At 61.8% G+C, this 26306-nt stretch carries 26 protein-coding genes and 1 rRNA gene; 11 read left to right on the top strand and 16 right to left on the bottom strand.

Translation table 11 applies throughout. The features are described 5' to 3' along the window. Nucleotides 1-261: 261 nt before the first annotated feature. From H7688_RS21900 to H7688_RS21880, 5 genes are all read left to right on the top strand, one after another. Nucleotides 262-2559: a hypothetical protein gene (locus tag H7688_RS21900; RefSeq protein WP_183363385.1), complete on the top strand. Its 2298-nt coding sequence runs from the start codon at nt 262-264 to the stop codon at nt 2557-2559. Between the two features lie 52 nt (nt 2560-2611). After that, entirely contained in the window at nt 2612-2959 is a 348-nt protein-coding gene (locus tag H7688_RS21895; RefSeq protein WP_183363384.1) for a hypothetical protein, read from the top strand. Between the two features lie 74 nt (nt 2960-3033). Next, nucleotides 3034-3231, top strand: a complete 198-nt coding sequence (locus H7688_RS21890) for a GSU3473 family protein (RefSeq protein WP_183363383.1) — start codon at nt 3034-3036, stop codon at nt 3229-3231. A gap of 418 nt (nt 3232-3649) precedes the next feature. Continuing rightward, a complete protein-coding gene (locus H7688_RS21885) occupies nt 3650-5110 on the top strand; it encodes an RtcB family protein (RefSeq protein ID WP_183363382.1) in 1461 nt (486 codons plus the stop codon). Nucleotides 5111-5231: 121 nt separating this feature from the next. Continuing rightward, nucleotides 5232-5666, top strand: a complete 435-nt coding sequence (locus tag H7688_RS21880; RefSeq protein WP_183363381.1) for an archease — start codon at nt 5232-5234, stop codon at nt 5664-5666. A gap of 132 nt (nt 5667-5798) precedes the next feature. On the opposite strand, the gene H7688_RS21875 is transcribed toward H7688_RS21880, so the two are convergent. From H7688_RS21875 to H7688_RS21860, 4 genes are all read right to left on the bottom strand, one after another. Further along, nucleotides 5799-6515 (bottom strand): BON domain-containing protein, encoded by a 717-nt coding sequence (locus H7688_RS21875; RefSeq protein ID WP_183363380.1) that lies wholly within the window; start codon nt 6513-6515, stop codon nt 5799-5801. 185 nt (nt 6516-6700) lie between these two features. Continuing rightward, nucleotides 6701-7480 carry an amino acid ABC transporter ATP-binding protein gene (locus tag H7688_RS21870; RefSeq protein ID WP_183363379.1) on the bottom strand — a complete coding sequence of 260 codons (780 nt, stop codon included), beginning with the start codon at nt 7478-7480 and terminating at the stop codon, nt 6701-6703. Continuing rightward, nucleotides 7467-8432 carry an ABC transporter permease subunit gene (locus H7688_RS21865; RefSeq protein ID WP_246329921.1) on the bottom strand — a complete coding sequence of 322 codons (966 nt, stop codon included), beginning with the start codon at nt 8430-8432 and terminating at the stop codon, nt 7467-7469. Before H7688_RS21865 ends, H7688_RS21870 begins: the two co-directional genes overlap by 14 nt. A 144-nt stretch (nt 8433-8576) precedes the next feature. Continuing rightward, nucleotides 8577-9371 (bottom strand): amino acid ABC transporter substrate-binding protein, encoded by a 795-nt coding sequence (locus H7688_RS21860; RefSeq protein WP_183363378.1) that lies wholly within the window; start codon nt 9369-9371, stop codon nt 8577-8579. A gap of 279 nt (nt 9372-9650) precedes the next feature. On the opposite strand from H7688_RS21860, the gene H7688_RS21855 reads away from it, so the two are divergent. Beyond that, the gene (locus H7688_RS21855; protein ID WP_183363377.1) at nt 9651-10778 is read left to right on the top strand and encodes an AAA family ATPase; all 1128 of its coding nucleotides are present in this window, start codon (nt 9651-9653) and stop codon (nt 10776-10778) included. Between the two features lie 125 nt (nt 10779-10903). Here the strand turns inward: H7688_RS21855 and H7688_RS21850 are convergent, their stop codons facing one another. The 4 genes from H7688_RS21850 to mutL all read right to left on the bottom strand — a co-directional run bounded on the left by H7688_RS21850 (nt 10904) and on the right by mutL (nt 15653). Then, nucleotides 10904-12205 carry a DUF512 domain-containing protein gene (locus H7688_RS21850; protein ID WP_183363376.1) on the bottom strand — a complete coding sequence of 434 codons (1302 nt, stop codon included), beginning with the start codon at nt 12203-12205 and terminating at the stop codon, nt 10904-10906. Between the two features lie 306 nt (nt 12206-12511). After that, entirely contained in the window at nt 12512-12736 is a 225-nt protein-coding gene (gene hfq / locus H7688_RS21845; protein WP_012529414.1) for an RNA chaperone Hfq, read from the bottom strand. A gap of 12 nt (nt 12737-12748) precedes the next feature. Then, nucleotides 12749-13663 (bottom strand): tRNA (adenosine(37)-N6)-dimethylallyltransferase MiaA, encoded by a 915-nt coding sequence (miaA, locus tag H7688_RS21840; RefSeq protein ID WP_183363375.1) that lies wholly within the window; start codon nt 13661-13663, stop codon nt 12749-12751. Between the two features lie 7 nt (nt 13664-13670). Then, entirely contained in the window at nt 13671-15653 is a 1983-nt protein-coding gene (gene mutL / locus H7688_RS21835) for a DNA mismatch repair endonuclease MutL (RefSeq protein WP_183363374.1), read from the bottom strand. Between the two features lie 123 nt (nt 15654-15776). On the opposite strand from mutL, the gene H7688_RS21830 reads away from it, so the two are divergent. The 3 genes from H7688_RS21830 to H7688_RS21820 all read left to right on the top strand — a co-directional run bounded on the left by H7688_RS21830 (nt 15777) and on the right by H7688_RS21820 (nt 18966). Further along, complete coding sequence (locus tag H7688_RS21830) at nt 15777-16646, top strand: D-alanyl-D-alanine carboxypeptidase family protein (protein WP_183363373.1); 870 nt, start codon at nt 15777-15779, stop codon at nt 16644-16646. Then, on the top strand, nt 16630-17049 hold the full coding sequence (locus tag H7688_RS21825; RefSeq protein ID WP_183363372.1) for a secondary thiamine-phosphate synthase enzyme YjbQ: 420 nt from the start codon (nt 16630-16632) through the stop codon (nt 17047-17049). Before H7688_RS21830 ends, H7688_RS21825 begins: the two co-directional genes overlap by 17 nt. Before the next feature lie 156 nt (nt 17050-17205). Then, nucleotides 17206-18966 (top strand): DNA ligase LigA-related protein, encoded by a 1761-nt coding sequence (locus H7688_RS21820; protein WP_183363371.1) that lies wholly within the window; start codon nt 17206-17208, stop codon nt 18964-18966. 11 nt (nt 18967-18977) lie between these two features. Here the strand turns inward: H7688_RS21820 and H7688_RS21815 are convergent, their stop codons facing one another. The 4 genes from H7688_RS21815 to H7688_RS21800 form a co-directional block, all read right to left on the bottom strand. Next, nucleotides 18978-20522 (bottom strand): SpoIIE family protein phosphatase, encoded by a 1545-nt coding sequence (locus H7688_RS21815; protein WP_183363370.1) that lies wholly within the window; start codon nt 20520-20522, stop codon nt 18978-18980. Then, a complete protein-coding gene (locus H7688_RS21810; protein WP_183363369.1) occupies nt 20519-20968 on the bottom strand; it encodes a response regulator in 450 nt (149 codons plus the stop codon). Before H7688_RS21810 ends, H7688_RS21815 begins: the two co-directional genes overlap by 4 nt. Then, nucleotides 20965-22302 carry a sensor histidine kinase gene (locus tag H7688_RS21805; protein ID WP_183363368.1) on the bottom strand — a complete coding sequence of 446 codons (1338 nt, stop codon included), beginning with the start codon at nt 22300-22302 and terminating at the stop codon, nt 20965-20967. Before H7688_RS21805 ends, H7688_RS21810 begins: the two co-directional genes overlap by 4 nt. A gap of 216 nt (nt 22303-22518) precedes the next feature. Beyond that, nucleotides 22519-22806: a ubiquitin family protein gene (locus H7688_RS21800; protein ID WP_183363367.1), complete on the bottom strand. Its 288-nt coding sequence runs from the start codon at nt 22804-22806 to the stop codon at nt 22519-22521. Nucleotides 22807-23191: 385 nt separating this feature from the next. Here H7688_RS21800 and H7688_RS22845 point away from each other — a divergent pair, with 385 nt between their 5' ends. Continuing rightward, the gene (locus tag H7688_RS22845; RefSeq protein ID WP_281379526.1) at nt 23192-23314 is read left to right on the top strand and encodes a hypothetical protein; all 123 of its coding nucleotides are present in this window, start codon (nt 23192-23194) and stop codon (nt 23312-23314) included. Nucleotides 23315-23320: 6 nt separating this feature from the next. Here the strand turns inward: H7688_RS22845 and H7688_RS21790 are convergent, their stop codons facing one another. The 3 genes from H7688_RS21790 to H7688_RS21780 form a co-directional block, all read right to left on the bottom strand. Beyond that, entirely contained in the window at nt 23321-23845 is a 525-nt protein-coding gene (locus H7688_RS21790; RefSeq protein ID WP_183363365.1) for a DUF4870 family protein, read from the bottom strand. Between the two features lie 78 nt (nt 23846-23923). Further along, nucleotides 23924-24823 (bottom strand): L,D-transpeptidase family protein, encoded by a 900-nt coding sequence (locus H7688_RS21785; protein ID WP_183363364.1) that lies wholly within the window; start codon nt 24821-24823, stop codon nt 23924-23926. Between the two features lie 71 nt (nt 24824-24894). Next, complete coding sequence (locus H7688_RS21780; protein ID WP_183363363.1) at nt 24895-25302, bottom strand: hypothetical protein; 408 nt, start codon at nt 25300-25302, stop codon at nt 24895-24897. Between the two features lie 161 nt (nt 25303-25463). Here H7688_RS21780 and H7688_RS23005 point away from each other — a divergent pair, with 161 nt between their 5' ends. Further along, complete coding sequence (locus tag H7688_RS23005) at nt 25464-25781, top strand: 4-alpha-glucanotransferase (RefSeq protein WP_308470317.1); 318 nt, start codon at nt 25464-25466, stop codon at nt 25779-25781. Nucleotides 25782-26227: 446 nt separating this feature from the next. Here the strand turns inward: H7688_RS23005 and rrf are convergent. Continuing rightward, nucleotides 26228-26306 (bottom strand): 5S ribosomal RNA (gene rrf / locus H7688_RS21770); the annotation flags it as partial.

Here is a 26306-nt window from a genome sequence, read left to right as displayed (position 1 = left end):
CCAACAGCATTGGAAGTCCCCCCCGTCGGCAACCTCCTGAAATTACACTGCGTCGGTTCCAAGTCATGCACCAGCTTCAGGGCGGGGGCAACGAGGTCTCTGGGAACGCGCCGACAAATTCCTGTAGTTTTTCCACACCTTGACGATATTTCACTCACAACGCCGGTCAAACCGGCGCTTGGTCCCGCATTGTCCCGGCGGTTTCACTGCCGGTAATCAAGCGCCGGCAGAACCGGCACTCGTTACAAAGGAGGTTCGACCATGCACGGAAAGGTGAAGAAAAGCTTCATCCTGCTGCCCCTGGGGGCATTGGCACTGGCAGGATGCAGTGGCGGTAGCACAAGTGGCGGCCAACAGCCGGTAGCCGGCCTGACCATCGCCAGCAAGGTAAGCGTCGTGGATCCCAAGACCGGACAAGCGGGGAAGCTCACCGCCAAGGCTGTAGCCAGCCTCCCTGCGGGCTCCGACTTCGACAAGGACATTCCCTTCATCTACGTTAACGACCGTTCTATCGAGGCCTTCAACACCCCGAACGACATCCTGTGCAAGGTGGCCCAGACCAGGCACTCCGACATGGTGAACAAAGGTGCTTACCGGGCTCTTATCGACAACAAGCTGTGTGGCGACAACGGCGGGCAAGGCGGGCAGGCCGGCAACGCCCCGGATTACGCTACCTGGACCGTCCTTGCCACCCGGGCCGACTCGAACTCGCCTGAAGTGCTGCGGGTATGGGTTCACGAATCCCACGAAAACGGCGAGAAGATTATCTACGGCTCCGCCAATATAAGTGCCGGCGCCAGCACCGCCAACCCGCTCGGACTTTTCCGTCTGGACTTTGCCGGCTACCCTGCTACCGCCGGTCTGCCGTCCAGCAGCCAGCCCGTCTTCAAGGGGAGCCTGCTCACCGAACCCGCCAACGGCGGCCAGGTTTCGCTCAAGTTCGTCGAGCAAGATGCCGGCAACGGCGGGGGAACCTCCGCCGCGGCCCTCTTGCGCTCTGCCGACGGCTCCACCGGCTCGGGCACCCTCTCCAACAGCATTTTAGGTACAATGGACATCGCTTACAACACGAGCCTGTTCCATCGCGTGGCCGGCAACGACGACCGCTGCCTGAACCGCAACGACTTCGACAGCTCGGCTTGGCGCTACGGTCTCTACGACGCGGGGACCGGGGCACGCATGCAGAGGAACTCGGGCTTCCCGATCAGCTTCACCAAAAACGGGGTCAGCGGCAACGGCTACGTGGGGTACTGGGGAATCTGGCAGAACCAGGGTACCCCGCTTGCCAACGGTGACACCGTCTACAAGCAGAGCTACGGTCCCACTCCGGACACTACCCCCTACACAGTGTTCACGGCTCCGGGTAAACTGGTCAAGCATACCCGCAAGACCCTGACACTGGCGGAGATCAAGGGGGTGGCCCTGAGCCTGTTCTCCTTCACGAACAACACCCCGAGCAGCTATCGGGTCACCTGGGACGGCAGCAACTTCGTGAAAGACGCCCTCATGGTGCAGGGGAACAACGGGCAGACCTGGCAGGACATCACTCCGGAAAACATCGACCTGGCGAGCCTGGGGAGCGCAGGCCTCAATTTTTACTCCGACGCCCTGGGTGGCGACGTGCAGGTGAAACTTGCCTGCGCCCCGAACTCCGTACAGAACCAGGGGCCGCAAACCTTCGCCTGCAGCGCAAGCGACACCGCCCAGGTCGTTCTCTATGCACGGTCCGTCGTAGTCCCCGGTGACACGGTGCCGAGTACCCTCGCCTGCACCACCAACTGCCCGGACCTCGATAAGGTCGCCAACAGCGATCCGTTCCCCTACCGCGAGGTCGGTTTCCGGGCCCAGGCTCCCAGCGCGGGGCTGCTCTACTCCTACGCGTTCAACCCGAACAGCCTCACCCTGACCCAGAGCGGCAACCCGGTTGTCGTGAGCAATGCGGAGGTCTACCCTAACGGCCTGCAGAGCGGCCCGCTCTTCGACCCGAGCATTTCCGACAACATCGCGAGCCTGGCCTGCGGCTTCGACGCCAACGCCACCTGCGGCTGGCAGGCCTGGGGTAACCTTGCCGAGTTCTACACCTGGGAGACTGGCCCGCAGTCCTGGCAGCAGTTCTCCACCCTGAAAAACGGCAGCACCTTCCTCAGCTTTCAGCAGCCACTCCAGGTGCTCTACAGCCACACCGGCAACGGTTACACCAACGCGAAGTTCTACCTGCAGTACAACGGGTTCGGCGACCTGCAGGGCATCCCCGGCAAGTGTATCGACTCCAACACCGGTGCCGATGCGGACTGCTCGCTGCAGGGACCGAACTCGTCGGTACGCTGGGTACAGCAGTTCACCATCACCAGCGGCTCGACTGTCACCGATACCAGCGGCAACAGCTACCTGGTGAAACCGTTGGAGCTCGAGCAGCGCATGAAGGCGACGACAGGCTGTGAGGCGTTGCAGGTGTCGAACGTCGCTACACCGACCCTGAGCATCTGGGCCGACCCGGGCCAGCCGACCGAGCCCGTGGTGACCGCAGCACCCGCCGTCATTGCAGGTAACCTTCAGTAAAAAGGACACAAGCGGCGGGCTCGAGAGTGAGCCCGCCGCCGTAAGGAGACTGATGAGAGCATCAGGGACCATCGCCATTCTCTTCATGCTGACAGGGACGGTACAGGCCGGTCAGGCACCGGCACACGGGGCGACGACCAAACACCACCGCGCGGCCAACAGCCGCACGTCGAAGGCAAAGAAGGCCACGGTGCAGCAGATGCGCAAGCGTGCCGAGGCCGAAGGACGTCAACAGGCACAGGCCACGGGACTCAGGGAATACCAGATGCACCTCCAGGCGGAGGCACGCGGGCTCGCAGAGTATCAAAAGGTGCTGGCCGACCGCCGGGATGGCAAAGCCCCCATGCCTGTACCACGTAACGCACAAGCTGTGGCCACCACCCCCCTTGGTGCGCATTAAAGTATTTCGGCACCCCGTCCGATAAGATCATTAACGGGCCGGTTCGGCCCGCATCAAACCAGGGAGGGACCCCCATGGGCGTTCTGGTCTGTTACGACGACTACACCTACGATGTCATCAACGCGTACCACCTCGATTACCTCATCGACAAGGGGTGCATCATCGGCTACGACGATACCAGCGACTGGCAGAAGACCGAAGACGCCGAGGCAGACGTCATCCTGCTCACCGATCTGGCACATGGCATAGCCAGAAGAGAACGCGCGAAATAATCTACTTCCCGCATTTTCGATGGCGATGTCCCGGGCGAAACGAGCTCCCGAAGCCCGGGGAGCGCACCACCAACGGCCAAGGGTGACCGGGCCGACTCCTGGGCAAAGGTTGCTAACGTGCAGCCGGGCCTTCCAGGGCGCCTGCCTCCCGGTTTCCTTGATACCCGGAAAACCTTCCACCAGGCGGCAGAAATAACTGTTCCTTCTCCCGGAAGGAAGGCTCCGTTTGGCATGCCAACGGCGCGTGCTCATCCTGAGGTGATGCAGACCGCGCCCCAGCCCAACTCCCCCCATAGCACCACCTCTTCGATACACGCCCCCCAGCCCGGCTTGCCACTCCCCCCGTAGCGAATCACCAGCAGAACCAAGTATGGTAACATAGCGCCATGGATAACGATCTACAGTAGCGGAGGACGTCATGACTACCCCGGCGGCGCTGAAACGGATAGCAGATACGATCTGGGAACTTCCCATGAGCTACAAGGAGGGGATGCTGGTTCCGGCCCGCATCTTCGCGAGCGAGAAGCTGGTCAAGGAGATGGACGCAGGCGTTTTCGAGCAAGTCTGCAACGTGGCGACCCTCCCGGGTATCCAGCGCTACGCCTACTGTATGCCGGACGGCCATTGGGGGTATGGATTTCCCATCGGAGGATTGGCGGCCATGGATCCCGGCAGCGGGGTCATCTCTCCCGGCGGCATCGGCTTCGACATCAACTGTGGGATGCGACTGGTGCTGACCAACCTGAGCGCGGAAGAGGTGCTGCCCCGGCTGCACCACCTCGTGGACCGGCTCTTCGCCAGGATTCCGACCGGCGTCGGCTGCCACGGTTTTGTAAAGCTGAAACAGGACGAGTTCCGGCAGGTGGCCGAGCAGGGATCACGCTGGTGCCTGAAGCACGCCTACGCGACTCACGAGGATCTGGAGATGACCGAGGAGGGGGGCTGTTTTTCCGGTGCCGATGCCTCGGACGTGAGCGTGAAGGCGGTAGAGCGGGGCTTCAACCAGCTGGGCACCCTGGGAAGCGGCAACCACTACTGCGAAATCCAGGTGGTCCAACCGCACAACATCATGGACGCCGAACGCGCCGAGGCGTTCGGGCTCACCATGGTCCCCAACCAGGTGGTGATCATGTTCCACTGCGGCAGCCGCGGGTTCGGGCACCAGGTCGCCACGGACTACCTGAAACTCTTCCTGGGTGTCATGGAACGCAAGTACGGCATCAAGATCCGAGACCGTGAACTTGCCTGCGCCCCATTCCACTCCCCCGAAGGGCAGTCCTACTTCAGCGCCATGAAGTGCGCCGTGAACATGGCTTTCGCCAACCGCCAGGTGATCCTGCACCGTATCCGGGAGGTCTTTTCGGACGTGTTCCACAAAAGCCCCGAAGAGCTTGCCATGCGCATGGTCTATGACGTGGCCCACAACACCGCCAAGCTCGAGCGTCACACCGTGAATGGCCGAGTGAAGGAACTCCTGGTGCACCGCAAGGGCTCTACCCGGGCCTTCGGTCCCGGCGCCCAGGGCATCCCGAAGTGTTATGACAAGACCGGCCAACCGGTGATCATCGGCGGGAGCATGGAAACCGGCTCTTACCTGCTGGCCGGCATGTCCAGTGGCGCGGACGCCTTTTTCACCACTGCCCACGGCAGCGGCAGGACCATGAGCCGGCACGAGGCGAAAAAGCAGTTCCGGGGCGACAAGCTGCAGCACGACATGGAGCAGCGCGGCATCTATGTGCGCACCGACTCGTTCGGCGGCCTGGCCGAGGAGGCGGGTGCCGCCTACAAGGACATCGACGAAGTGGTGCTGACCACTGAGCTCGCCGGACTCAGCAAACGGGTGGCCCGCCTGGTCCCGATCGGCAACATCAAAGGCTAGGACTCAAACCCGGGCCGTGCGTCGAGCCGGGCTGCCAGCTCGCCGGTCAGGAACCGTGACGGGCGCTCGACGCAGCCCGGGTACCTCAACCCAAACAGTGCCCATCACCGTGAGGTCCCCAATGCCCTACGAATTCAGAGGCGACATAGCGCACGCGGACATCGCGTTCGACGCCTCCGGGAGCACCCTGGAGGAGCTCTTCAGCGCGGCGGCCGAGGCGACCCTCAAGGTCATGGCCGAGGATCCGACAGCGGTGCGCCCCACCGAAACGGTACGGGTCTCGCTGGCCGAGGAGAGTCTCGAGATGCTCCTGTTCGAGTTCCTGAACGAGCTGATCTTCTACAAGGACGCCCGACGGCTCCTGTTGCGGCCGCAATGGCTGGAGATCGGGAGCGAGGGGGTCGATAGCTACCAGTTGCAGGCAGCCCTGCAGGGGGAAGAAATCGACGCTTGCCGGCACCAGCTCGATACCGATGTGAAGGCGGTCACCATGCTCAGGTTGTCGGTGCACCAGGTTCCCGGAGGCTGGCAGGCTACCGTGGTACTCGATGTCTGAGCCGGGGCAGCCGAACCCCACAAAAAAGGGTGCCTTCTCGATAGATAAGCACCCTTTGCGCAGATTTTCTCAGTCTTCTTTCAACGCCAGCTGGCTCCAGCGACAAATACCACGTCCCCAGGCTACTCCCCGTCAGCCCAGCACCACGATCCGGTTCACCACGCCGTTCACCCCGAACAGGTACCACGCGTCGGCCTCGGCGGTGGATTTGGCACTCTCGGTCGAGACGGCACCGTCCAGCGTCACCACCAGGTTGCGGCAGCTCAGGCGCAGCTGGGACGCGTTCACCATGGGATCCTTCTCGAGCACGAGCCGCAGGCTGTCCACCACCTCTTCGTCGTTATCCTCGGAATGGGCGAGCTCCAGACCGTTCACCACGTCGCGGCTCCCCGGCACCCACCAGGCCAGCACGCCGGCCATCCTCTTGTGCGAGATGCTCTCAACGATTCCGTTCAGGATGACCACCCCGTCGTTCACCTCGACCTGAATCTCGTAGCGGGACATGAGGGAACGCACCGGCTCCAGGTCCTGCTTGATCACGACCTGGATGGAAAACTCTTCGAAGACCGGTTCGGAGAGCAGGGCGTCGCAGACGTGGTCGCGTATGGCACCGTCCTCCATCCGCTCCGCCGGCGCCACCCGGAGCCGGTCCACCACGCCACTGACCGGCCGGGGTGCTGCCGCCAGTTCCAGAGCGAGCTTCTTGGCGGCGATACCGTCGACCTCGCCGCTCAACGTCAAAACCCCGTCCTCGAATCTCAGATCTATCGGGGATTTATGCAGATTCACCCGCGGCTCCCGCTCGAAGGCTGCGAGCACCGCACCAATTACCTCTTCTGAACGGATCATCGTCGTTCCCCCTTGTGTCGCTACCTTTGAGTTCGCTACAGCCCAGGAAATATCGAGCCATAGGGGAACCCACCACCTCGTGCCGGAAACCTTTTCTTAGCACGGATTTATTGTACCATCGGGGGAAAAGTATGTCGATTGGGGGGAAAGGCGGCCGCATGGGCCGCCGCAAGGCTTGGTAACTACTAGAGTATTCTGGAGAGGAAGGACTGGATCCGGTCGTGTTCCATCTGGTTGGCGAAGAAGTCCTCAGGAGTCCCCTGCGCCACGAAAGAACCGGCCTCCATGAAGATGACGCGGTCAGCCATCTCCTTGGCAAAACCCATCTGGTGGGTGACGATGATCATGGTCATCCCCTCCTTGCCAAGGGCGCGGATGGTATCGAAGACCTCGCCGATGAGCTCCGGGTCGAGCGCCGAGGTAGGCTCGTCGAAGAGCATGAGCTTGGGGCGCATGGCAAGCGCACGGGCGATGGCGACGCGCTGTTTCTGTCCGCCGGAGAGGGTCGCCGGGTAGACGTCGCGCTTCTCCGAGAGCCCCACCTTGGCCAGCATGTCCAGCGCGATGTGGCGCGCCTCCTCCTGCCCCTTCTTCTGCACGGTGAGCGGCCCCTCCATCACGTTCCCCAGTACCGTCATGTGCGGAAACAGGTTGAAGTGCTGGAACACCATGCCGATCTCGGATCTCAGCGCGCAGATCTTCTGCGGGGTGTCCAGGTGGCGCCGGCCGTGCTTGTTCTTCACGTAGCCCACCTCCTTCCCCTCGAAGGTGATGGTTCCCTCTTCGATCTCCTCCAGGAAGTTGACCGAGCGCAACAGGGTGGACTTGCCGGAGCCCGACGGTCCGATGATGACCACGATCTCCCCGGGGCAGACGTCGAGGTCGACGCCGTTTACCGCGGTGAGTGCGCCGAAGCGCTTGGTGATTCCCTTGAGGCTGAGAAGCGGTTGGTTAGCGGATTTCATAGATGCCGGCCCGGTGCTCGATCTTTTCGAAGATGAAGGTGAAGAAGGTGGTGAAAACGAGGTAGATGAGGGCCGCCAGGATGAGCGCCGTCACGTTGAAGTAGGCATTGAACATCTGGTCGGCCGAGCGCATCAGCTCCACCATGGCGATGGTGGAAACCAGCGCGGTGTCCTTTATGAGCGCGATGAACTCGTTGCCGATGGGGGGCATGAGCCGCTTGTAGGTCTGCGGGATGATGACCCGGCGCATCGCCTGCCCGTAGCTCATGCCGATAGCCTTGGCCGCCTCCATCTGGCCGTGCTCGATGCTCTGGATGCCGCCGCGGATGATCTCACCCAGGTAGGCAGAATAGTTGAGCCCGAGCCCCAGGATCGCCGCGGTGAACGGCTTGAAGGTTATCCCCAGCGAAGGAAGGCCGTAGTAGATGAAGAAAAGCTGCAACAAAAGCGGCGTGCCGCGGAAGAGCCAGATGATGAACCAGCAGAGCACCGAGAACGGCTTAAACCGGCTGATGCGCCCCAAGGCGATCAGGAGCCCCCCCAAAGGCGAGATCAGCATGGTGCAGAACACCAGGGTGATGGTCATCACCGCACCCTTTAAAAGGTTCGGAAGAAAGCGCAGGCAGTCCTCCCAGAACACCACGTAGCGCGGTTTCTGCTCCTTTTGCACCGAGGCCAGGAAGTTCAGCGCCTCGCTGTTGTCCGGGTAGACCGCGAGCACCTCTTTCGTGCTCGCCGTGGCGGCGGGGAAGTCCTTCAGGGCGAACTGCAGGCGGGCGACCTGCATCCGGCTGCGCACGAAAGCTCCGCTGTCGTCGGTCTTGGAAAAGGGAACCTTCTTGAGGACCGTGATGGCGGCAGGGAGGTCGCCGCGAGCCATGGCATCGTTGGCGTCCTGGAAGATCTGTTCGGTATCTTCGGCGCGGGAGAGCGGGGCTAACAGGAGGAGCAAGCAAGAAAAAAGCAGGATCGTTCGGATGACCCTGCCGCACAGGACTTTCATCGGCATACCTGATTGTTATTTACACCGTACAAGCGGCGCTGCTGGTGAACTTCCCCCTCCCGTTCCGGGAGGGGGAAGCGGATGGGCTTCAGATTACTTCCACTTCTTCGGGTTGGTGATGTCCTCGCCGAACCACTTCTTGGAGATCTTGCCCATGGTCCCGTCCTTCACCATGGCGTCGAGCTGCTTCTGCACGGCCTGGCGCAGTTCCACGTCGTCCTTGCGGAAGGCGACCCCGAACGGCTCCTTGGTGATGTTGCCCGGGAGGATCATGAACTTGCCGGGGCGCTTGGCGATGAAGTCGCGGCCGGTTGCGTCGTCGATGACCACGGCGTCGATGCGCTTGGACTCGAGGTCGAGCAGCGCCTTCGGGTTGTCCTCGTACTCGCGCACCTCAACCGGAGCTGCCGGCAATTTCTTGACCGCCTCGACAGCGGAGGAGCCCTTCTGCACGCCGATCTTGGCGGCTTTCAGATCAGCCAGCTTCTTGAACTGCTTCTCGCCGAAGCGGACTACGGCAACCTGGCCGTCCATCTTGTACGGCTTGGTGAAGGCGACCTCTTTCTTGCGCTCGTCGGTGATGGTCATGCCGTTCCAGATGCAGTCGAATTTCTTGGAGTTGAGGGAGTGGATGACACCGTCCCACGCGGTCGGCTGCCACTTGATCTTGATGCCCAGACGCTTGCCGACTTCCTCGGCTGCATCGATGTCGAAGCCGACCAGTTCGCCCTTGTCGGTGCGGTAGCCCATGGGCGGGAAGGCGTCATCGAGGCCGATGGTGAGCACCTTCTCGGCTTTGACCCGTTTGAAGGAACCGTCAGCAGCAAAGGCCGAAACGGCGCAGGCAATCAGCAAGAGGCAGGAAAACAGACCGACGAGTTTTTTCACGGTGAACACTCCTTTTCATTCTATAGTAGTGTGCTGCCAAGCTTTTTTGATGACAATAAACGGTCGTTTGGACCGGCGGATTATAGCCCTATCTGGTGATAGCGTCAACCGTATAAATACGAGAGGTAACGGTTCTCTAACAGGCCCCGTCGCGGCTGCTATCTCGGCAGAATCCTTCAGGCAAAGCCCGCTCACCGTATACATCCTTGCCCGCTTTGTGACAACTGGGTATACTTCGGTCATACGCAGTCAAGTGTCTGGAACGTAACGGGACTCAACATGGTCTGTAAGAAAATTTTCATCGCAGCAACCGGTCAGCACTGCGGTAAGACTACAATCAGTCTTTCGCTTATGCATCTGGCGAAGAAGAAGTATGCCAGGGTCGGTTTCATCAAACCGATAGGGCCGAAGCTCTTCATGCTGGACGGCGTCGAGATGGACATGGATGCCGCCCTGATCGCCTCGATCTACGGCCTGGAGGACGACCGTGCGCTGATGTCCCCGGTGGTCATCGGCCGGGGCTATACCAAGAAATTCCTTGCCGGAGAGATCCCGCAGTCGGCTCCCCTGGAGAACATCATCCGGGCCTGCCGCGAACTGGAGGCCAGGAACGACTTCTTGATCATCGAGGGGTCCGGGCATGGCGGGGTCGGCTCGGTGATCGGCATCAACAACGCCCAGATCGCCAAGGCGCTGAACGCCCCCGTCATCATGGTCGCCAGCGGCGGCGTGGGAAGCGTCATCGACGCGGTACAGTTGAACCTTCCCCTGTTCAAGCAGGAAGGGGCCGACGTGAAGATGGTCCTGGTGAACAAGCTCATCCCGGAACTGCGCCAGGAGACCCTGGGGTACCTGGACAAGTTCTTTGCGGGCCGCTCACAACTGGTCGCGGGCGCCTTCGATTACTCGCGCACGCTGGCCAACCCGACGCTGGCCGACCTTTCCAACCTGTTGAAACTCCCCTTGCACGGCGACCAGCACGCCCGCAGCAGGATCATCCACAACATCCAGTTGGGCGCAGCCTCTTCGCAGAGGGTCATCGACACGCTGCAGGACTCCACGCTGCTCATCACCACGAGTTCGCGCGACGAGTTGATCGTGACCGCCTCGGCGCTCTACAACATCCCGGCTTACCGCAAGAAGCTCGCGGGCCTCGTGATCCCGGGGCACCAGGCGGTTTCCGCCATCAGCCAGAAGATCCTCGACGACAGTAACATCCCCTACATCAAGGTTGAACGGACCACCGCCGAAGTCTTCACCACCTTGAGAGAGCACGTCTCGAAGATCACTGCAGAGGATCACGAGAAGATCGACCTCATCAAGCACACCGCAGAGAAGGTCCTCAACTTCGAGACCATCGACTCGCTGGCCTCGCACCAGCGCAGGCTGCGCCTAAAGGTTGCCTAACCGGGACGTTACCCGCAGAAAGGCCCTTTCCCAATTTGGGGAAGGGCCTTTCTCATTTCCGCTCCGCACGAAAAAGAGGAGCGGCCGACCTGCCCGCTCCTCATTCGTATCCATTTCCTTCCTGGCTACCTGCCGAAGATCTCTTCCAGCGCGAGGTAGATGCCGTAGGGGGTCGATTCCACCACCCGGACCGGTTTTCCCAGGTCGCGCTCCAGGTCCTCCACCGTGATGTCGTCGAGGAACATCCCCTCCCCTTCCTTGATCATCACGTCAGGCACCAAAACCTCCTCGCCCAACTCCACTCCCTGTAGCGCCTCCAGGATATCCCGCCCGGAAACCAGTCCGGTTACCGTAACGCCACCGCCGAAGAGACGGTTACGCACCGCAACCGGCAGGGCACTGATGCCCGTGGTCTCGGAGAGGCGATCCAGGAAGGCGGCCAGGTAGCGGTAGGGAGATTCTCCCGTCACTACCGTCACCCTCCCCTGCCCCAGGTGCTCCGCATCCTGGAGTACCTCCTCGGCCTGGGAGAGAAACAACGGGATCATCCCGACACCGTTTTCGATCTGCGGCAGGTCGCCGTAACTCTCCAGCGGAGGGAAGGGGCGACGGGCCTTCAGGTAGAACTCGTCGGCCAGGAAGAGGAAAGGCTCACCCAGCTTTTTGGCCAGGTCCTGGGCCTTCACCTCCCACTCTGCGACAAACCCCTCGGCGAACTCCCGGTCCACTGGACGCAGGGTTGGCAGTTTGGCGCGATGCCCCGTGAGCCCGACCGGGACCACGGCCAGCGAGGCGACCGCCGGGTACATGGCGGCCAGGTCCTCGACGGTACGTGCGAAGATGGCACCGTCGTTAAGCCCCGGGCAGAGGACCACCTGGGTGTGCATGACGATGCGCGCCTCGGCAAGTTCCCGCATCACCTCGAGGATGGGGAGGATCCCCTTTTTGACGAGCAGCTCCTCGCGGACCTCGGGATCGGTGGCGTGTACCGAAATGTAGAGGGGCGAAAGCCGCTGCTCCTTGATCCGCGCCAGGTCCCCTTTCTTGATGTTGGCGAGGGTCACGTAGTTGCCGTAGAGAAAGGAGAGCCGGTAGTCTTCATCCTTCACGTAGAGCGGCTTGCGCAACCCCTTGGGGAGCTGGTGCACGAAGCAGAACACGCACTTGTTGCCGCAGCGTGCCGGCGCCGGCGCGGGGAAGGTAAGTCCCAGGGGCTCCCCCTCGTCCCGCTCGACTTCGAGTTCCCACAGCTCGCCGTCCGGCTTTTCCACCTCGAGGATCAGGAGATCCTCCGAGGTGAAGTAGTTGTAGTCAATGACGTCCCGCAACAGGTTGCCGTTCACCGAGATCAGACGGTCTCCCGGCTCGATCTCCATTTCCTCGGCGATACTTCCCGGCATGACACTTTCTATGATAAGTCCTGCCATCAGACGATCTCCCTTGATTCCCGGCGCAGTCCCGACGCCCCGAGATTGCACACACCTCGCCCCTTTGCTCCTTCCAGGCGCACCATCCCGCAGTCCGGTGGGAGTTCGCCAGGAAAAACGGCGTTCAGTCCAGCCTTATTCGGGGAGCTACCAGATCTACAGAAGTGGGGTCCGCGCTTGAGGTGGAAAGAAAGGCAGCCGGTCCGAGCAGGACCGGCTGTGAGGGGAGGCGACATGGTTGCGTGTTTCATAATTTGTGTGCCAGACAGCCTGAAGACACTCAACCCTGCAAAGCTGTGTTTAAAACTACTGGTGGAGGCGGAACACACCGTCCACGGAGGTAATGCTGCAGATTGCGTGCTTATAGATCAGGATGTCACCGTGGACTTCCATCAGGACGGAGAAGTTGTCGAACGACTTGATATGTCCTTCAAGTTTCTCCCCGGACATAAGCTGAACCAAGACCTTCACCCGCTCCTTGCGGGACTGATTGAGGTACTGGTCCTGGATGTTAAAAGGCGTTTTCGGCATGATTCCGCTCCTTTACCCAAAAAATTCAATCACATGTTCCTGGATAGTAGCAAAACTTTCAGGATATTCAAGCCAATAAATATCATTTTCCCTACTAAACCAGGTCATTTGCCGCTTGGCATAACGCCTGGTGTCCCGCTTGATGAGTTCGACAGCCTCATCCAGTGCCAGTTCCCCTGCCAGATGTGCAGCGATCTCTTTGTAGCCGATCGAACGCAATGCCTTGAGCTCCCGCGAATAACCTGCCGCCACAAGCCCGGCCACCTCGGCAACCAGCCCGTCGCGCAGCATCTGGTCCACCCGCTGGTTGAGGCGCCGGTAGAGTTCCTCGCGCTCGACCCGGATGGCCATCTTCAATGCCTCGTAGTGCCGCTCGGCAAAACCGTGCTCGGAGCGGAAGGCCGAAATGGGGCGGCCGGTCTGGGCGAAGACCTCCAGTGCCCGGACGATGCGCACCCGGTCGTTTTGGTGCAGGCGCGCCGCGGTCTCCGGGTCCACCTCAGCCAGCTTTTGCAAAAGCTCCGCCCCCGAGCTTCCCTCGAACTGCCGGCGCAACTCGGGATCCCCTTCCGGCGAATCCACCAGCCCCTCGAGGAGTGCCCTGATGTACAGTCCCGTGCCGCCGACCACGATCACCTTCCGGCCGCGCCGGTGGATCTCCTCGATGACCGCCGCGGCCTCGCGCCTGAAATCGGAGGCGCTGAAGTTCACCTCGGGGGAGACGAAGCTCACCAGGTGGTGCGGCACCCGGGCGAGTTCCTCGGCCGACGGCTTGGCGGTACCGATGTCGAGCCCGCGGTAGATCTGCATCGAGTCCGCGTTGACGATCTCGGCGCCGATCGACTCGGCAAGCCGCAGCGCCAGGGCGCTCTTTCCGGACCCGGTGGGACCGGCCAGCACCAGCAGTTTGATCTTCTCCTCAGCCATGGTCTGCCTAGATCCGCTTGAACATCTTCTCAATCTCGCCCAGGGTTAGCCGCTGCATGACCGGCCGGCCGTGGGGACAGTTGCTGGAAAAGTCGGTGCGGTCCATCTGGGCAAAGAGCGCCGCGATCTCCTGCGGGCTCAGGGTGCGCCTCCCCCTCACCACGCTGTGGCAGGCGATCCGCGCCAGGATGTCCTCCTGAACGTCGGAGAAGGTGCGGCTTCTCCCCAGGCTGGAGAGCTCCTCGAGGATGTCGCGGATGGTGCGCAGGTACTCGGTCCCCGCCAAAAGCTGCGGCACCCCCTTCAGGAGCCAGGTGTTGCCGCCGAATTCCTCCAGTAGGAACCCAAGGCGCGTCATCTCGTCCAGATTCTCGCTGAGGGCGGCCGCCTCCTTGAAGGAGAGTTCCAGGGTTTCCGGGAAGAGGAGCCCCTGGCTGTCCACCTGCTGCCCCGCGAACTCGGACTTCAGTCTTTCGAAGGCCACCCTCTCGTGGGCCGCGTGCTGGTCGATGAGCACGAGATCCGTACCCTGCTGGCAGAGGATGTACGAGGCGTTGAACTGCCCGATCACCGACAGCGAGGAGAAGTACCCCGGCTCCTCGGACTGGACCTCGATCGCCGGCGTTACCGTGCTGGGAACCGCAGAGAGTTCCGGTGCCCTCTGAGCCACAGTGGCAGGGGAAGGCACAGCCTCGCGCTCCAGTGTGGCGCGGGAAGCTTCGGCCGGAGCCTGGAAGAAGGAGCGCAAAGGCGGCTGGGGGCGCGGCTTGAAATCGACCAAGAGCTCGCGCACCTCGGCAACCCGGGTCGCGCTCGCCGGCGAAACAGCAGCCGTGCCGGCGCAGCCAGCCGCATCGGCCGAAGCTGCGCCGGGAACCGGGACCTCATCAGCTGCCCCGAACCGTTGCGCCGCAGCGGCCGAGACCGGCGTGCTGGAGACGGGGGGGGCCGGGCGTGCTGCCGGTGCAGCGGCACGCTGCTGGTCCCTCTTGAGCCAGGGGGTCTCGCGCAGCACCTTTTCCACCGCCTCCTGGATCGCGTCGTGAACCCGCCCCTGCTCCCGGAAGCGGACCTCGTGCTTGGTCGGATGCACGTTGACGTCCACCTCGCCGGGCGGGATGTCGATGAACACGGCGACCACCGGGTAGCGGCCGCGTTCCAGGAAGTTGCGATAGGCCTGCAAGATGGCGTGGTGCACCACCTTATCCCTTATGAAACGGCCGTTTATGTAGGTATAGAGGTGACTCGACGCGCTGCGGCTGCACTCCGGCGCCGCCACCAGCCCGGTCACCTGGAGCCCGGCCGGATCCTGGTAATTCACCGGGTAGAGCGAAGCCGCGATGGGGCGCCCGAGCAGGGTCGCCACCCGTTCCTTGAGGTTGGCGTCGAGGGCACGGAACACGGTGCGCCCGTCGTTGACATAGGTAAAGCGCACGTCAGGGCGGGAAATGGCAAGCCGGGTGAGCAGCTCACCTACGTGCGCCCCTTCCGTCTCGGCACTCTTCATGAACTTGAGCCGGGCCGGGGTGTTGAAAAAGAGGTTGCGCACCGAGATCACGGTACCGGCTGCCATGCCGCAGCTCTTCACCTCCTTGATGCGCCCCCCTTCGGCGTAGATCTCGGTCCCCTCGACGGAATCGCCGGGACGCGTCGAGATGGTGAGACGCGAGACCGACGCGATGGAGGGGAGCGCCTCGCCGCGAAAACCGAGGGTGGACAGCGAGAAGAGATCGGCGTCGCAGGCGATCTTGCTGGTGGCGTGACGCTCCAGGGCTAGAAGGGCGTCCTCCTTGGACATGCCGCAGCCGGAATCGGTGATCTTGATGAGCTTTCTGCCGCCGGACTCGATCTCCACCACCACTTCGCGCGAGCCGGCGTCGAGGGCGTTTTCCACCAGCTCCTTGGCCACCGAGGCAGGGCGTTCCACCACCTCGCCGGCCGCGATCTTGTTCGTCAGGTTTTCGGGGAGTATCCGGATCGTCGTTGCCAAGGGAACCTCGCAAAAGTGCAGTAAAAGGGTTTCAAGATACCGCATGCCTCTGCCGTTTGTAAATCCCAAAGCAACCCGACCGGAACGATTGCAGGCGGGGTAATCGATGCTATAACTTGCCTGATGAAAATTTTCTCACCAATCATATTTATCCTCGTCCTCACCCTGTGTCTGGTCCACCCGAGTGCGGCAGCAGCCAAGAGGCACCGGGGCCACGGAAAGGCTGGAAGCGGCACCTCCTACCTGGTGCTGGTCAACGGAAAAACCTTCCGCGAACAGGATGCCGACACGCGCCGTCCGCCGGCCAGCCTCACCAAGATCATGACCGCGCTCATCGTCCTGGAGCGCGCCCGACTGGACGACGTGGTGACGGTGAGCCGCGCCGCGGCCGGAGAAACGGGAAGCAGGGTCGGGTTGCGCCGCGGCGAACGATTCAGGGTGCGCGACCTGCTGGCCGCCTCGCTGATCGCCTCGGCCAACGACGCCACCCGAGCCCTCGCCGACCATGTCGCCGGAAGCCAGCCGGCCTTCGTGCAACTCATGAACGAGCGTGCCCAGACCCTGGGGCTTCGCGACACCCAGTTCAGCAACGTCTGTGGACACGACCACAAGGGACTTTACACCACGGCCCGAGATCTGGTAATCCTCACGGAGCGCGCGCTGCACATCCCGGCCTTTGCCGAACTGGTGACGCAGCGAAGCCTGTGCATCCGCACGGTGACCGGCAAACGGAGCATCGGCTTCCACAACGTGAATCGCCTGATCGGCCGCTATCCGGGAGCCCGCGGGGTCAAGACCGGGACGACGCCCAATGCCGGCCAGTGCCTGGTGGCCGTAGCGGAACGCGACAACATCCGGGTGTTCCTGGTCTTGCTGCACTCGCGAGAGCGCTGGCAGCTGGCGCCGGCACTCCTCGATGCCGGTTTTGTGCGGACGCGTGCGGATAATCTTCAAATGGTAGACAGGAGGGAGAGCGATGCGGCAGCACCGTAAGGAACTGTGGTTCGAGATCAAGAAGCGGCGCGGGTTCGTGAACATCACCGGCGAGCTGCAGCAGGCGGTCACCGAAAGCGGCATCCGGGAGGGGCTTTTACTCTGCAACGCGATGCACATCACGGCGAGCGTTTTTGTGAACGACGACGAGTCGGGGCTGCACCATGATTTCGAACAGTGGCTGGAGGGGCTCGCCCCGGAGAAGCCCTACTCGCACTACCGCCACAACAACACCGGCGAGGACAACGGCGACGCTCATCTGAAGCGGACCATCATGGGACGCGAGGTCGTGGTGGCCGTAACCAACGGAAAACTCGACCTTGGCCCCTGGGAACAGGTCTTTTACGGAGAGTTTGACGGCATGCGCAGGAAACGTGTCCTGATCAAGATCATCGGGGAATAACCCTTTTCCCCTTCCTTGACTCCCGATCGAGAGCCGATGCTCCTTGATCGGGAGCCCCGCCTGCTATCCTCCAGCAGCACCTAGCTCACCCGAATACCTGGCTCAACGTGTCCGGCCGCCAGCCTTCGGGCGGCCTTTCGCTCCGGGAGGTGGACCATGTCCCGCCGAGTCTGCTTGCTGCTCCTGGCCGGTTCTCTGACGTTCACCACCGCCTGCGCGGAAGAGGCCGCCTGTCCCAAGGTCCCGCCCCCGGCTGCCGAAGCCGAACTGCACCGGCTGCGCAGCGCGGTCAAGCACCACGACGAGCTCTACTACCAGGCGCTCGATCCGGAACTGAGCGACGGCGAGTACGACGCGCTTGTTGCCGAGTTGCGGCGCGGGGAAGCCTGTTTTCCTCGCCTCGCCGAGGGCCGGTCCCTAAACAACTCGGTCGGCTCGGACCTTGCCGCCGGCTCCGAACTCATCGCGCACCCCCACCCCATGCTGAGCCTCAACGCGGCGACGGGCCCGCAGGCCGTCGAAGAACTCTGGGGACGTATAGTCGCGACCGAAGCAGTCCCTTGGGTGCTGGTTCAGCCCAAGGTCGACGGTCTGCCGGTCGAGCTCACCTACCGCGCGGGGCAGCTGGTATCGGCGGCAACCCGCGGGGATGGCAGGTTTGGCGCGGAGGTAACCGGAAGGGTGCGCCAGATTCCCGGGATCCCGTTGCACCTCAACGGTGCAGCTCCCCGGCTGGTCGTGGTACGTGGTGAGGTGTACGCCGAACGCGCCCGATATGCGGCACTGGATGAACGGAACAGTGGCGCCTACGCGACGCCGCGCCACTTCGCGGCGGCGATCCTGAAAGCGAAGTGGGTCACCCCCGACCAGGTGGGCGCACTGCGCCTCTTCCCGTTCGAGCTGGTACAGACCGAGCCGGACCTGAGATTGGGTTCCGACCGGCAGGCCCTGGAGCTACTGGCGGGGTGGGGCTTTCCGGTGCACCGCGCATTCAGCCGCAGCGCGGGGAGCCTCGGTGACGTGACCGCCCTGTACCGCGAGTACCTCGAGGGGCGGGAGCGGCTCCCCTTTGCAGCGGACGGGATCGTGGTGAAACTGGACGACCTGGCGTTGCGTGACCGGCTCGGTGTCGGAACCAGGACTCCCAACTGGGCCGCCGCCTGGAAGTTCCCGCCCCCCAGTACGATCTCGCAGGTGGTGGCTATCGAGTGGCAGACGGGGCGCTCCGGGCGGCAGACTCCGGTGCTTCGGGTCGCCCCGATGTCGCTGGGCGGGTTGGAGGTAAAGCGGGTCTCGCTGCATACCCCGGGTACGCTGGAAAAGCTGGGGGTTCGTGTCGGTGACCGGGTGGAAATCGTCCTGGTGGGGGATGTGATTCCCGAAGTCCGTGCCGTGGTAGCAAAGGGGCCCCGCCTAGCTGACACGGCCCAGATCTCCACGGCGCTGACCCCGACCGCCTGCTACCGTGATGCTCCCGGCTGTCGCGAGCAGTTCCTCGCCAGGGCCCGCTACTTTACCTCCCGGAAAACCGGGTTAGGAATCGCAGGGCTGGGCTCCGGGCGGCTGCAGCAGTTGGTGGAGGCCGGGCTGGTAGCCGACCTTCCCTCCCTGTTCCGGCTCCAGGAAAAGCACCTTGCGGGGGTCCCGGGCTTCGCTGCGCGCTCGGCCAAATCCGTCGTCGCTGCGTTGGCACGGGCCAGGCGTCCCCAGCCTTTTCGCCTTCTGCAGGCGCTGGGGATCCCCGGAGTCGGCCCGGCATCGGTACGGGAACTGTCCGGAAGCTACCGGACGTTGGGAGAAATCCTCGAAGGAAACGGCAAGGCAGGAGGCCCGGCGGCGCTACGGGTGCGCAGCTTCTTCGCCACGCCCGAAGGGGATGAGCTGTTACGGCAGTTTCGGGAACTGGGGTGCTGGTGAAAAGCTCGGCTTCAGGCTAGGCAACGCAGCACGACCACCGTGATGTCGTCGGGCTGGGGATCCGGCATCCCGGTAAGTCCCACCAGACGGTCCACCATGTCCTGAGCACTCTGAAGCCCCGCCAGGTTTCTCGCGAGGATCTTGTTGGTGAGCTCAAGCTGCGGGTTCGCATCGATGAGTCCGTCGCTGAAGAGCACCAGGACGTCCCCCTTCTCGAACTGGACCGTCCCCTCCTGGTACACCTGGCCACTTTGCACACCAACCGGCAAGCCACGCGGCGAGAGGGTTTCCACGCTACCGTCCGCCCGGCGCACGAAGACATAGCCGTGACCGCAATCGACAAAGCTGAGGGTCCGTCGGCTCGCATCCAGCTGGCCGTGGAACAGGGTCACGAAGCTTTCCGAGTTTTCCAGGTCGGGGAGCAGCGACGCCTCGGCCAGGTGCAGGGCCTGCCCCGGGCTGTTGTACAGGGTGACGGCATGCAGCGCAGCGCGGGCGGTGGCCATCAGCATGGCGGCGGCCATCCCCTTCCCCATGACATCGCCCAAGGTGATGTTAAAAATGACCGGAGAGACCTCCTGCCAGTCGTAGAAATCGCCTCCCACCTGCTTGGCCGGCAGGCAGCGGGCAACCACCTCGAAACCCGGGATGTTCGGGTAACTGCGCGGCAAGAGCTTGGCCTGGATCTCGGCGGCGTAGTGCAGCTCGAGCTGCAGCTGGTAGTGCCGCATCTCGCTCTCCCTCAAGGCCGCAGCAGCCCTCTTGCGTTCGCTGATGTCCCGGCACACCCCGATGTTGCCAGTGGGGACCCCGAAGCGGTCCAGGCGCTTCAGGGCATAGATCTCGCCGTTGAAGACCTCGCCGCTTTTGCGCTTGAACTTCACCTCCATAAGCTTCCCTTCCGACCCGGCGACGTCGAAGACCTCGCGCCCCAGGCTCTCGAACTCCTGCTCGTCCGCGTACAGGATCCCCGCGTTGCGATCGACCACCTCCTCCACCTCGTAGCCGAAGGTGTCCCGCAGGGCTGGCTGGTTCACGTGCAGGATCCGGCGCCCCTGGTCTGCCACCACGATGACGTCACGGATGCTGTTGAAGAGGTTACGGTAATCTTCGGCCCGCTTCTCGATCTCGGCGTAGGCCCGCTCCAGCGCCTGTTCGGTCCTGCGCTGTTTTGCATGTTCCTTGGCCTCGGTCAGGGCGCGCTGCACCGCCGGAACCAGACGTGACAGGCGGCTTTTCAGCACGTAGTCGGTGGCGCCGCTCTTCAGCGACTCGATGGCCGCTTCCTCCCCCAGTTTCCCGGAGACGAAGACAAAGGGGAGGTCCGGATGCTGGGCACGCACCATGCCCAGGGCGCTCATCCCGTCAAAGCTGGGGAGCGCGAAATCGGCAAGGATCAGGTCGATCCCGCCGCGCTCGATGGCCACCTGGAACTCCTCGCGTCGTGACACCACCTGGACCTCGCACTCAACCCCTTCGGATACCAGGGTCATCTGCACCAGTTCGGCGTCCATCGGGTCGTCTTCCAGATGGAGGATGCGCAGGCTCCTGCTCATTTCGCGACACCTTTGGCCGGCGGAGGTTCGTTGACGATTGCCCAAAAAGCACCCACCTCACGGACGGCGTTGATGAATTCGGAGAAGTTGACCGGTTTTACCACGTAAGCGTTGACGCCGAGACGGTAGCTCTCCACCAGGTCGCTTTCTTCTCGGGACGAGGTCAGCACCACCACGGGGAGGTACTTGAGCCTGTCGTCCGACTTGATGATGCGCAGCACCTCGAGGCCGTCCACCTTGGGCAGTTTCAGATCCAGAAGAATCACCGCGAGGTTGCCGTCCTCACGCGCGGCATAGGCACCACGCTGGAACAGGTAGTCGAGCGCCTCGGCACCATCGGTGACCCGGTCCACCTCGTTTGCCAAATTGTGCTCGGAAAGTGCCTCCAGGGTCAGTTCTGCATCGTTGGCGTTGTCCTCCACCAACAGGATTCGTTTCAGTTTCATGGTACGATCTCCTCTTGCCTGGGGAGCGAGAACCAGAGGGTGGCCCCCTCCCCCAACACCGACGAGGCCCAGACCCGCCCGCCGTGCCGCTGAATGATCCGCTGCACACTGGCGAGACCGACGCCGGTCCCCTTGAACTCCTCGTTGGAGTGCAGACGCTGGAAGAGCCCGAACAGCTTGTGCTGGTAGCGCATGTCGAACCCGACCCCGTTGTCTCTCACGAAAAACACCAACTCGCTGAGGTTGCCGCTTCCCGTGCCGATCTCTATCTCGATCTCCTGGCGATCCCGGCTGAATTTCAGCGCGTTGGCCACCAGGTTTTGGAAAACCGTGCGCAGCATCTCCCGGTCTCCCCAGACCTCCGGTAGCGGGGCGATCTGCCAGTCGACCCGTCCCGCGTCGGGATGCCCGGCCATTTCCAGGATCACCTCGTTGACCAGTTCGCCCAGGTCTACCCGCGCGCCCTTGAGCTCCACCCTCCCCAGGTGCAGGAATGATAGCAGGCCATCTACCAGCAGGGCCATGTTTTCTGCCGCATCCCGGATTACCTCGAGGTAGTGGTGGCTCTTGTGATCCAGCACCGAGAGGTCCTGCTTGCCCAGAAGTTCCAGGTAGGCGTTCAGGTGCCTGACCGGCGCTCTGAGATCGTGGGACATCGAGTAGCTGAAATTTTCGAGTTCCTTGTTGGCCGCCTCCACTTGGCGCACCTGGCTACTCAGTTCAGCGTTGAGCTCTGCCACTCTTTTTTCGGCGCGGCGCCGGTTCAGCGACTCGATGAAGGCGGCCGCCAGAGCCTCCACTTCTTCGCGGTCGGCGCTGCTGTAACCGGACGGCTTGTTGGCGAGCCCGATCATCCCGATGCTGCCGCCGGCGTAGCTGAGGGGGACTCCGAGAAACGAGCTGAGTTCCGGGTGGCCCGTTGGTCGCGGCACGGAGTTGGGATCGCGCCCCACGTCGTTCACGATCCAGGATCGGTTCGCCTGCAGGCCGATCCGGTTGATGCCGCGGTTCGGCATGCTTTTGAGAAGCCGGACCGCTTCTGCCGTAGGCATGCGACAGGCCGCCCAGCCCCGCTCGCTTACCAGTGTGGTGTCGAAAAGCCCCTGTTCGTTCAGCTCCCCGATGAAGCCGTAGGCGCTACCGGTGAGATCCTCGGCCACCCTCAGACAGACCTGGGCCATCTCCTCCTCGGTCTGACAGTTGGCTGTCTCCCTGAGGACACTGACGATGGAGCTCAGCAGCGCGATCTGGCGACGTGCGCTGCGGCCGGCAAGACTTGCCTCGGCAAGTTCTGCCTCCAAGGCTGCGACGGATTTGGGGGGTGACTGGGTCATCTGGTTTCCCTGTGCCGGTAACGGGTGTTCATCTGCCACCCTTGCAGTTTATCATACCTGCCAAATGCATTGACAGAAGCTGCAAAGAGCCTGGAGTCGAGCCACTCTCAGCAGAGCCGATACCAGGCGAACGAATGGCTGACTCTTTTGTCAGAGGGATGATTTGTGAGAAAAGACAAAGGTCATCTGAAGGTGAGACAGGGAGGCCAGAAACAGTTACACGGAACCCGTTACCCATTGTGCAACGGTTTCGGCCGGATGTTCTTTGGGAACAAAGGCAACCCGGTCTCCGCTTTTGATGCAGTGGTCCAGACGGAACCCTTCGTGGTTGACCAGCACCGCCTCGATGCTTTCCAGGGGCAGCCCCAGATCGCGAGCCAGCACGCTGGCGGCAAATCCACAGGGGGGAATGGCAACCTCCACCGTGGTGGCAAGGCCCCGTTGCATCCGGAGCAGGCGCAGCGCTCCCAGCATCTGAATTCTCGCAGTTCCCTTGGATAGCATAGGTAGCTCCAGCGCTGGCAGCGCGTGACATTACACAGGCATAACTAATGATATTTCACACTTTGTCTTTGTCAAATGCAGTATTCGTAAATCGGCTCAGACAGAAGACAACCAGCAAAAAGTCTGGTATAGATAACGGGAATCAGCTACCACTGTTTACCAAGGAGTCGCAATGAGAAGAAGCATAGCGTTAACCATCGCAGTGACCTTACTTTCCCTCAGCTCTGCCTGGGCCTTATGGGAAACCCCGGCTAAAACGAGTGGCTCTAAACTCGGAGCCGTAACCGGTGGCGAGTTCAAACAGGCTCACGAGGTCATCAGCAAGAAATGTGTTTCCTGCCATACTGAAGACCGTATCAGTGCCGCCTTCCTCTCCGGTAAGAACATGACAAAAATTCAGCAGGAAATGGAGAAAAAAGGGGCCAAGCTCGAGCCGAAGGAGCGCGAGGTACTTGGTATCTTCTGGAAGCAGACCCCGCTTAAACCCGCGAAGAAACCGGTCCAGTAGGACGTCTCAGCTGACCGGTCTCCGTTCGACGAGGCAGCGCCACCCTTTGAGGCTCTTGAGAATCACCCAGAGGTAGGTGAGCAGCACGATGGCTGTCCCTGTGCGATAGTAAAAGGTAAGCGGCACCGCAGCCAAAAACAGGGGGAGGGTCTTCCAGAACAACCTGATCTGGTAGGTATAATGACTCTCTAGCCAGGGCTCGCTGCCGCTGTCCCGATAGCTGTAGGCTGCAATCACCCCCATCACCATGGTGATCCCGTAGAGAAAAGCCGTGGCATAGCAGCCGTAGATCATGGTTGGCAGCCTGGTCTCCACCTGTACCAACAGGCGCCTCAATTGACCCCGGCGTGCTGCTACGAGCGGCACCCGAAGCTCTGCAACCGCACCACCGATGACCGTGAACCTGACGGTGTCTCCAACATCCGGCTCGCCCCCTCTCCTCCAGACCACCGGGCTGAGCCGGTAGCAGGTTCCCTCGGTAGTTCGAACGATTCCTTCACCAGCCATAAGCCTGACGACGATCCCTTTCATGCCGCCTCCCGCAGGGTCCCCGATGTCGGGTAGGTTGTTCCTGCACACTCCCAGCTACGACACAAACCGTCAACGTTCTCAGTTTCCTCTTCCCGGTGCGCTTGGCAGCGTGAGGGTGATGTCCACCGGGATTCCCCTTCTCTCCTCGATCACCCGCACCACCTTGGCAAAGTCCACCCGGGTCAGCAGCCGTTTCCGGGCCAGCAGCCGTAAGGTTTCTCCCACCGAAATCGTCCCCGTCACCGGCGGATGCGCCTCCAGTAGAATCCGGTTCCCTGCCTTGCTAGCCTTCACGGGTTCGTCGACGATGCGGACCCGGGTGCCGCGAGACACCAGCTTGAACAGGGTGACGATGTCTTCGGGATACAGCCGCAGACAACCGTGACTGGTTCTTCTGCCGATGCCGTGGGGGCGGTTGGTGCCGTGGATCATCAGGTCGTTGCGAGACAGGCGCAAAGCGTGGCTGCCCAGCGGGTTTTCCGGGCCGGGTGGCACGACAGCACGCCGGTAGCGCTGCTCCGCCTGTATAGACGGCGGCACATGCCACACCGGATGAACTATCTTCTCGATTACGGTGTAATCACCGGTGGGGGTAGTACGTCCCTGCTCGCCGATACCCAGGGGGAAGGTTCGCACGGGAGCACGTTTGGAACGGGGAACGTAATACAGGCGAAACTCGGGGATATTGACGAGGATTACCGGGCGCTGCTGCACGGTGGGCAAAATCCTGGCAGTCGGCAGGGTGACGCGGGTTCCGCTTCCGGGCACCCAGGGGTCGACCCCCGGGTTTGCTGCGATGAGACTGTTAAAACCGAGGTCGAACCTCCTGGCGACTTCCACCAGTGACTCCGCTCCCCGCACCCGATAACTTCGGAGGCTGCCTATCTTGGATGAGCTGATGACCTGGTCCGCAGGTGCAGCGAAGGACTCAGTAACCGGCAGTTCCATGATGAGTATCGCCGTTACCAGATTGAGCAATAGCCGAACGCATTTCATGGGATGGACAATCGGAAGCCCGCGCAGATTAACCTGCGCAGCTCCTTCTCCTACTATTTGCGCTGACCCAATTCGAAGGCCTTGGTCGCTCGTTTGGCGGCAGTTTCTGCGGCCTGTGCCGACGCGGCTGCTCCCCGCGCGGCAGCATCTGCTCGGTCGGCACTCTCGGCAGCACGACGCGCCTGGTCAGTGCTGCCGGTGAGTAAGGCGCGGTCCGCAGGACTGAGGTCTAATGTTTTCGGCAGGGCTGTTATCTGGCTCTGCAGTGCGTTGAGCTGCGCTTCAACACGAGTGAGGCGCGCCTCTGCAGCGGCCGTGCGGGCTTCAAGGTTCTTCTCCCTGTTTTCGAGAAGGTCGACTCTGCAGGAAATCGGCTCAAGCTGCTGACCAACATAACTTTTTGTGGCACATCCCGCCAGCCCTCCGGCTAACAGCAGCGCTGCAAGTACGGTTGTTTTCATCTCTTCTCCTCATGTTCCGTGGGTTTCATTTTCGTATTTTAAAGCACGCTAATAGTACCAATCTGGACTCTCATTGCAATGCCCCTTGCCCACCTACAGCGGGACGCCCTCGACAAAGGCCTTCGCCATGGCAAGTAAGCGTCCGCTAATATTATTCGACAATGGGGAGGAGGATTTCAATGGAAAATCGCGCAAGCGGGGTACTCTGCCACATAACCAGCCTCCCCTCCCCGTTCGGGATTGGCGACCTCGGCCCCGCAGCCTATGCTTTCGCCGATTTTCTTAAGGAGACCAGGCAGAATTATTGGCAGGTGCTTCCCCTCAACCCCACCGCCCCCGTCACAAGCGATTCTCCCTACAACAGCCTTTCCGCTTTGCAGAAAATCTCCACTTTCAGAATCGGACAGACTTTTGCGAGCCGTACCGGATCTTCTGTGACTCCAATGACTGGTAGTTTGAGGAGTACGGCAGGTTCATAGCGCTGCGCAGACACTTTTCCGGAAAGCCGCTGTCGCAGTGGCCGCACCCCGTGCGTACCCGTTCCCGAGTAAGTTTACGCAGTTATTAAAGGAACTAGGAAAGGAGGTCGAGCAGTGCAAGTTCGAGCAGGGGACACAGGGTTACCAAAGCGGTGAATTGAAAGATGATTCGTAGGGCGATGATGCGGACAGGAAAGACCGCGACAACACAGCTACAAGACCTTCGTGGATTAGGTCAGGATGCCCGTATGAACGACCAGGAAAGAGCTTGGGGGAACTGACAATGGCGCCTTGCGCCAGAGGATGTGACGGAAGAGGTTAAGGAGAGGCTGACAGAAATGACCATCATATATGGCAGGGCGTGATCAAAAATAAAGGATAAATAGAAGCCTAGTTCTGAACGCGAAAAGCCCCGCTGATTTCTCAGCGGGGCTTTTCAATTAAATTCCCTGCGGCGACCTACTCTCCCACATAGCTTCCCATGCAGTACCATCGGCCCAGAGAGGCTTAACTTCTGTGTTCGGG

Origin of the sequence: Geomonas limicola, from assembly GCF_014193675.1 — a bacterium.
Classification (GTDB): Bacteria; Desulfobacterota; Desulfuromonadia; order Geobacterales; family Geobacteraceae; genus Geomonas; species Geomonas limicola.
Note: the sequence above shows the minus strand (reverse complement) of the source record. Positions and strands in the feature narration are given on the sequence as shown.